Consider the following 6,519-nt stretch of genomic DNA (forward strand, 5'->3'; position numbering starts at 1 on the left):
ACCTGATAGCTCCAGCCTGCGTCCGGCATCGATGCGGTCGACCCTGATGCCCGGCCGGTAGTCGATGGTACTGCCGGTATAAAAGGCCTCGCCGCGCAGCGGCTGCGGTTTGGCCTCTTGATCCTTGATGAAGGTCTTCGACAGCGGCGGCTTGTGATAGGGCAGTTCATTCTCGTCGCCGACGAGGATCACGGGTCCGTCGTAACCGTCCTCGCGCAGGCTGGCGGCCGCTTGCACGCCCGCATGACCCGCACCGACAATGACCACACCGTTTTTCATCGCAGCCCCAATTTCCTCATCCCCAATTCTTCGTCCAAGTCTAGGACGTCTCGCCACGTGGCAATTGTCTGACCCCGCCGCAAGACCACCTTTGCGGGTCGCACCCGGAATGGCGGTCCATCAATAGTGCTGTTAATGACGACAAGCTAAAATGCGGCTAAAGTTGACACTTGCAGTTTAGAATAATTCTAAACTGTTGTTTCGATTGGCTTTTCTCTCTGAAATCGGTTGACTTCCGGCGCCTTCATCGCTTTATGGAACCTTGCGTGTCAAGCGCATCCCTTTGATGTCTGGGCCTTGAACCCTTTCGATTGGAGGCATTTCGATGTCTTTCTTCCGCAAACCGCGCTATGCCGCGGCCTGTTTCTCGGCCAATGCCATGGACCTGCCTTGGTGCCGATTGCCTGCCGACGCGCCTTTGGCGCCGGCATTTCACTGAATTCCAAGGAGATGACAATCATGAGAGCGATGATCACGGCACGATATGGCAGGCTCGCCGCGATCGGCGCCACGGCGGCATTGACGGCGGCGATATTCGTGCTGCCGGCCAAGGCGGAAACCGATGCCAAGGCTGTCATCAAGACCTATTCCGACATTGCGCTCGCCAAATATGAGGATTCGCTGACGACGGCGCAGGCGCTCGACAAGGCCGTCGACGCGCTGCTTGCCAAGCCTTCGGTGGAAACGCTGACTGCCGCCCGCGAGGCCTGGAAGGCGTCGCGTGTTCCCTATCAGCAGACCGAAGTCTACCGCTTCGGCAACGCCATCGTCGACGACTGGGAAGGCAAGGTGAACGCCTGGCCGCTGGACGAAGGCCTGATCGACTATGTCGCTGCCGGATACGGCACCGAGTCGGATGCGAATGCGCTCTACACCGCCAATGTGATCGCCAACAAGTCGATTGAGGTCGACGGCAAGAAGATCGACGCCACCAATCTTACTCCGGAGTTCCTCTCCGGCACGTTGCAGGAAGCCGGCGGCATCGAGGCCAATGTGGCGACCGGCTACCACGCTATCGAATTCCTGCTGTGGGGCCAGGACCTGCACGGCACTGGCCCGGGCGCGGGCGAACGGCCCTATACGGACTACGATCTCGCCAACTGCACCAGCGGCAATTGCGATCGTCGGACGCAGTACCTGAAGTCGGCGAGCGACCTTCTGGTTTCCGATCTGCAGGACATGGTCAACGAGTGGAAGGATGGCGGCGCCGCCCGCAAGAGCCTTGTCGATGGCGAGCCGAAAGTAGGCATCTCGACCATCCTCACCGGAATGGGCTCGCTGTCCTATGGCGAACTTGCCGGCGAGCGCATGAAGCTCGGCCTGCTGCTGCACGATCCCGAAGAGGAGCACGACTGCTTCTCCGACAACACCTACGATTCCCATCTCTACGATGCCGTCGGCATTCGTGCCGCCTATCGTGGCAGCTACACGCGCCTCGACGGCACCGTCGTCGAAGGCCCCTCGGTATCCGACATGGTCAAGGAGGCCGATCCGGCGATCGACAAGGAACTGTCGGACAAGCTCGATGTCACCGTCGCCAAGATGGAAGCCATCAAGGCGCGGGCGCTTGGCGGCGAGGCTTATGACCAGCAGATCGCCGAAGGCAACATTGAAGGCAACGCCACAGTCCAGGCGGCGATCGATGCGCTGGTCGACCAGACCAAGTCGATCGAACGCGCCGTCGGCACCCTGAAACTCAATGCCATCGCCTTCGAGGGCTCGGACAGCCTCGATGCTCCAGACAAGGTGTTCCAATAAGGCGTCAAGAGCCTCGAGCACGATCCCGAACCGAAGGTCCGCGTAAAAAGTGGAAAAGCGGTTTTCGGTTCGATTGAGAAAATAAGCCACACGGCGCCGAGCACGCGTCGTCAGCCATACAGAGCAAATAATGCTGATCTGCCATTGCAACATCATCACCGAGAAGGAGATTGAGCAGACGATCGTCGGGCTGCTGGATCAGGATCCCTGGCAACTTATCGTGCCGGCGAAGATCTATCATGCCATGCAGAAGCGTGGTCGCTGTTGCGGCTGCTTCCCAAATGTGGTCGAAACGATCATTCGGGTAACCGAAAATTACCACGCCCGCTCGGAGGCGAGCGGCGTGGATGTCGTTTCACACCTGGATCGCGTCAGAGGCCTGCGCGTCCAATACGGGAGCAGAACCCATGAAAGGCGAACAGCAGATCATAGAGCGGCTTAACGAAGCTCTGTTTCTGGAACTTGGAGCGGTCAATCAGTACTGGGTGCATTTCCGGCTGCTGGAAGACTGGGGCTACGCCAAGCTGGCGAAGAAGGAACGCGCGGAATCGATCGAGGAGATGCACCATGCCGACCGGATCGTGGCCCGCATCATCTTCCTTGAAGGTCATCCGAACCTGCAGTCGGTAGCACCGCTGCGTATCGGACAGAATGTCAAGGAAGTGCTCGAATCCGATCTTGCCGGCGAATATGACGCGCGCACTGCCTACAAACGGTCGCGCGAGATTTGTGACGAAGCAGGCGACTACGTGACGATGAAGCTGTTCGAGGATCTGCTGTCCGACGAGGAAGGTCACATCGACTTCCTCGAGACGCAACTCGACCTGCTCGCCTCGATCGGCGAGGAAAAATATGGCCAGCTCAACGCCGCATCGGCCGACGAAGCGGAATAGGGACATGCGGGAATGCGGCGCCGCTTAGATTTCTTGCGCCGCTTGCGGCGGGCCGAGGGTTGCGGCCTGCCGTCCCAGCAAAACCCGCGATACAGTTGGCTTCGCGGGCTTTCGCTTGCCGTAGTGGTCCCACTTACGGCCTCGGCGATGGCCGGCGCGCCCGAACCGGCGGGCCTCGCCACCAGTCGTACCGATCTGACGCCGAAGGATCTGGCGCGCGTCATCGGAATCACCCGGCCGACCAAGGATTTTTCCAAGCCCGAGCAGTTCGAGCCGATGCAGGGCGGCGCCGGCACGTCACGGAAAGATCCCAACAAGGACGCTTTCTCGCAATCTTCCGCCAATATCACCTTCGAGGAAGAAGGCACCTTCAAGCTCGGCAATGCCCTTTTCCGCAAGAACTGGGTTTCGTCGCCCTCGTCGACGCAGGCGTCGGACGGGCTTGGGCCGCTATTCAACGAGCGGGCGTGCCAGAATTGCCATCTGAAGGACGGTCGCGGTCGTCCGCCGGAAGGCGACAGCGGTACCACGTCGATGTTCCTGCGGCTGGCGCGGCAGGCGAGCACCGATGAGGAGAGAGCAGCGCTGGCCGCCCGCAAGGTGCTCAACTTCCCCGATCCGGTCTACGGCTCGCAATTGCAGGATCTGGCCGTGCCGGGTCTTCGGGGCGAAGGCCGGATGCGTGTCGAATATCAGGAGCAGAAAGTCACGCTGCCGGACGGTACCGTGGTTTGGCTGCGCAAGCCGAGCTATTCGGTCGATGATCTTGCCAACGGGCCGCTCGATCCGCACACGACGCTTTCGCCGCGCATGACGCCACCGATGATCGGCCTCGGCCTGGTCGAGCAGATCGCACCGGCGGACATTCTCGCCCATGCCGATCCGGACGATCGGAACAGTGACGGCATCTCCGGCAAGCCCAACATCGTGCGCGATGGCCAGAGCGGCGAACTGACGCTCGGCCGTTTCGGCTGGAAGGCTCAGACGCCGTCGATCCGTCAGCAAGCGGCGGACGCATTCGCCGGTGACATCGGCATTTCGACGCCGGAAGTGCCAAACCACTGGGGCGATTGCACCGCGGCCGAAAAGACCTGCCTTGCCATGCCCAACGGCGTGCAGGAGCGCCTCGGCCCGGTCGAGGCGCCGCCGCCGGTCATGGACCTCGTCACCTTCTATTCGCAAAACCTCGCCGTGCCGGCGCGGCGCGATCTCGACGAGCCCGATGTGCTGGCCGGCAAGAAGCTGTTCTACGACATGGGCTGCATTTCCTGCCATACGCCGAAATTCGTCACCCGCCGCGGCACGCCCAACAAGGCGCAGGCCTTCCAGCTTATCTGGCCCTATTCCGATTTTCTGCTGCATGACATGGGGCCGGGTCTCGCCGATGGGCAAGCGGTGGGCGAGGCTACCGGCAGCGAATGGCGCACTCCGCCGCTGTGGGGCAGCGGTCTTACCCAGACCGTCAACGGCAACAGCTTCTTCCTGCATGACGGGCGCGCGCGCACCCTGGCCGAGGCGATCCTGTGGCATGGCGGCGAGGGGCAGAAGGCGCGCGACCGCTTTGCCGCCGCCGATGCGGCCGATCGCGACGCACTGGTCAAATTCCTGGAGTCGTTCTGATGTCGAAGCGTCTTGCGCTTGTCCTGGTCCTCCCGCTGGTCCTCGCCGGCGCGTTGCCGGCATCCGCAGCGGCAAAGGCCTCCGACGTGATCCAGCAGGCCATCGACGGCTTTGTCCGCCCGGCTTATGCACGGCTGCATGAGCATGCGGACAGCCTGACCAAGGCGATGCGCAGGCTTTGCGACGCGCCTTCGCAGGATCATCTCGATGCGGCGCGCGCCGAATTCTCCGGCACCGTGGATGCCTGGTCGGTCGTCGAGATCATCCGCATCGGACCGATCACGCAGAACAACCGGCTGGAGCGCATGCTGTTCTGGCCGGACCGCAAGAGCATCGGCCTGAGGCAGGTCCAGGCGGCGCTGTTTAATAAAGATCGCACCGCCGCCGATCCAGCCCAGCTGGCGACAAAGAGCGTCGCCATGCAAGGGCTCGGCGCGCTGGAGTTCGTGCTTTACGGCGATAGCGCCGAGCGGCTCGCCGGTAAGGACGATCCCTTTCGCTGTGCTTACGGCGCGGCCGTCGCTGGCAACATCGAAACGATTGCCGCCGAGGTCAGCGACGCCTGGAACGAGCCCGACGGTTTTGCCGCGCTTTGGGCCAATCCGGGCCCGCAAAACGCGCTCTACCGCGACGGGACCGAAGTGGTGACCGAACTGGTCGGCGTCTTCATCAACGAGCTGGAAATGGTGCGCGACGTGCGCCTAAAGGGCTTTTTGGGCAGCAATCCGCAAGCCGACAAGCCGAAACAGGCGATCTACTGGCGCTCGCAAAACACCGCGCGCTCGTTGACCGGCAATCTTTCGGGCATGGACGCGCTGTTCCAGGCCTCGCAGCTTGGCGAAGCGCTGTCGCCCGACGCGCGCTGGATGGCAGATTCGATCCACATCCAGCTCGTCAACGGGGCCGCCGACGCCACGGCCATCAGAGGTCCGATCGACAAGGCGCTCGCCGACCCGGCGCTGCGCCAGAAGCTCGACCATTTCTCGCTGGTGACATCCAGCCTGTCGACCCTGATCGGCACCAGGCTGACAGCCGAATTCGGCCTGACCGCCGGTTTCTCGTCGCTCGACGGAGACTGAGCATTGCAGACTTTTTGGACAAGATCATGCGGCAAAGAAACCGAGCATCACCCCAAAAGTTGCAGACTTTTTGGACAAGATCATGCTCGAACGGAGATCGCATCCTGAAGACGCCGCTGATCGATCGCCGTGATTTCCTCACGGCCGCCGGGACAGGCTTTGTTGCCGCGATGACGCCGTCCGCATGGGCGAAGACACTTGCGACCGACGCCGTCTTCGCCACCGCTTTCGTCAAGCGTGACGGCAGCTATGGCGCGGCCATCCTGTCCGAGGCCGGCAAGGTCCTGCATGCCATCGACCTTCCCGCCCGCGGTCACGACGTCACCTTCGATCCGGTGTCGAAGCGCTCCGTGGTCTTTGCCAGGCAGCCCGGCACCTTCGCCGTGGTCTTCGACCACACAGGTCGCGACGAACCACGGACCATTGCCAGCGTCAGTGGACGGCATTTCTTCGGTCACGGCGTGTTTTCGACCGACGGTGCGCTGCTCTACGCCACCGAGAACGATTTCGACAATTCCGCCGGTGTGGTCGGTGTCTATGACGCGCGTGCGAAATTCAAGCGCATCAGTGAGTTCCCGACCTACGGCATGGGTTCGCACGAGCTTCTGTTGTTGGGCGACGGCAGGACGATTGCCGTCGCCAATGGCGGTATCGAGACGCATCCGGATTACGGCCGCGCCGAGCTCAACATCGCGACGATGAAGCCATCCTATGTGCTGGTCGACCGCCTGACCGGCGACCTTCTCGAAAAGCACGAACTGCCGCCGGAGCTGCACCAGCTGTCGATCCGTCACATGGCTGCCGATAAATCCGGCACGGTCTGGTTCGGCTGCCAGTACAGGGGGCCGGGCAGCGATCGTCCGCTGCTGGTCGGCCGCGCGGCGCGCGGC

Annotated in this window: 7 protein-coding genes; 6 read left to right on the plus strand and 1 reads right to left on the minus strand. The window is 62.1% G+C overall.

Annotated features, from left to right (window positions below; translation table 11 throughout):
* The coding region (locus EOA86_RS17255; protein ID WP_164891790.1) for an FAD-dependent oxidoreductase at positions 1 to 279 on the minus strand (279 nt) is incomplete at its 3' end.
* A 468-nt stretch (positions 280 to 747) separates the two neighbouring features.
* Between EOA86_RS17255 and EOA86_RS17260 the strand changes: the two genes are divergently transcribed.
* From EOA86_RS17260 to EOA86_RS17285, 6 genes are all read left to right on the plus strand, one after another.
* A complete protein-coding gene (locus EOA86_RS17260; protein WP_206630052.1) occupies positions 748 to 2,037 on the plus strand; it encodes an imelysin family protein in 1,290 nt (429 codons plus the stop codon).
* 130 nt (positions 2,038 to 2,167) lie between these two features.
* Positions 2,168 to 2,479: a (2Fe-2S)-binding protein gene (locus EOA86_RS17265; RefSeq protein ID WP_065005901.1), complete on the plus strand. Its 312-nt coding sequence runs from the start codon at positions 2,168 to 2,170 to the stop codon at positions 2,477 to 2,479.
* Positions 2,445 to 2,930, plus strand: a complete 486-nt coding sequence (bfr, locus tag EOA86_RS17270) for a bacterioferritin (protein WP_065005900.1) — start codon at positions 2,445 to 2,447, stop codon at positions 2,928 to 2,930. Before EOA86_RS17265 ends, bfr begins: the two co-directional genes overlap by 35 nt.
* A 12-nt stretch (positions 2,931 to 2,942) precedes the next feature.
* A complete protein-coding gene (locus EOA86_RS17275) occupies positions 2,943 to 4,550 on the plus strand; it encodes a di-heme oxidoredictase family protein (RefSeq protein ID WP_128342752.1) in 1,608 nt (535 codons plus the stop codon).
* Positions 4,550 to 5,629, plus strand: coding sequence for an imelysin family protein (locus EOA86_RS17280; RefSeq protein WP_128342754.1), 1,080 nt, complete (start codon positions 4,550 to 4,552; stop codon positions 5,627 to 5,629). The genes EOA86_RS17275 and EOA86_RS17280 overlap by 1 nt, the downstream gene beginning before the upstream one ends.
* A 104-nt stretch (positions 5,630 to 5,733) precedes the next feature.
* Positions 5,734 to 6,519 (plus strand): DUF1513 domain-containing protein (locus tag EOA86_RS17285; RefSeq protein WP_128342757.1); only part of this gene is annotated, 786 nt, incomplete at its 3' end.

This window comes from Mesorhizobium sp. M5C.F.Ca.IN.020.32.2.1, from assembly GCF_004023105.1.
Classification (GTDB): domain Bacteria; phylum Pseudomonadota; class Alphaproteobacteria; order Rhizobiales; family Rhizobiaceae; genus Mesorhizobium; species Mesorhizobium wenxiniae.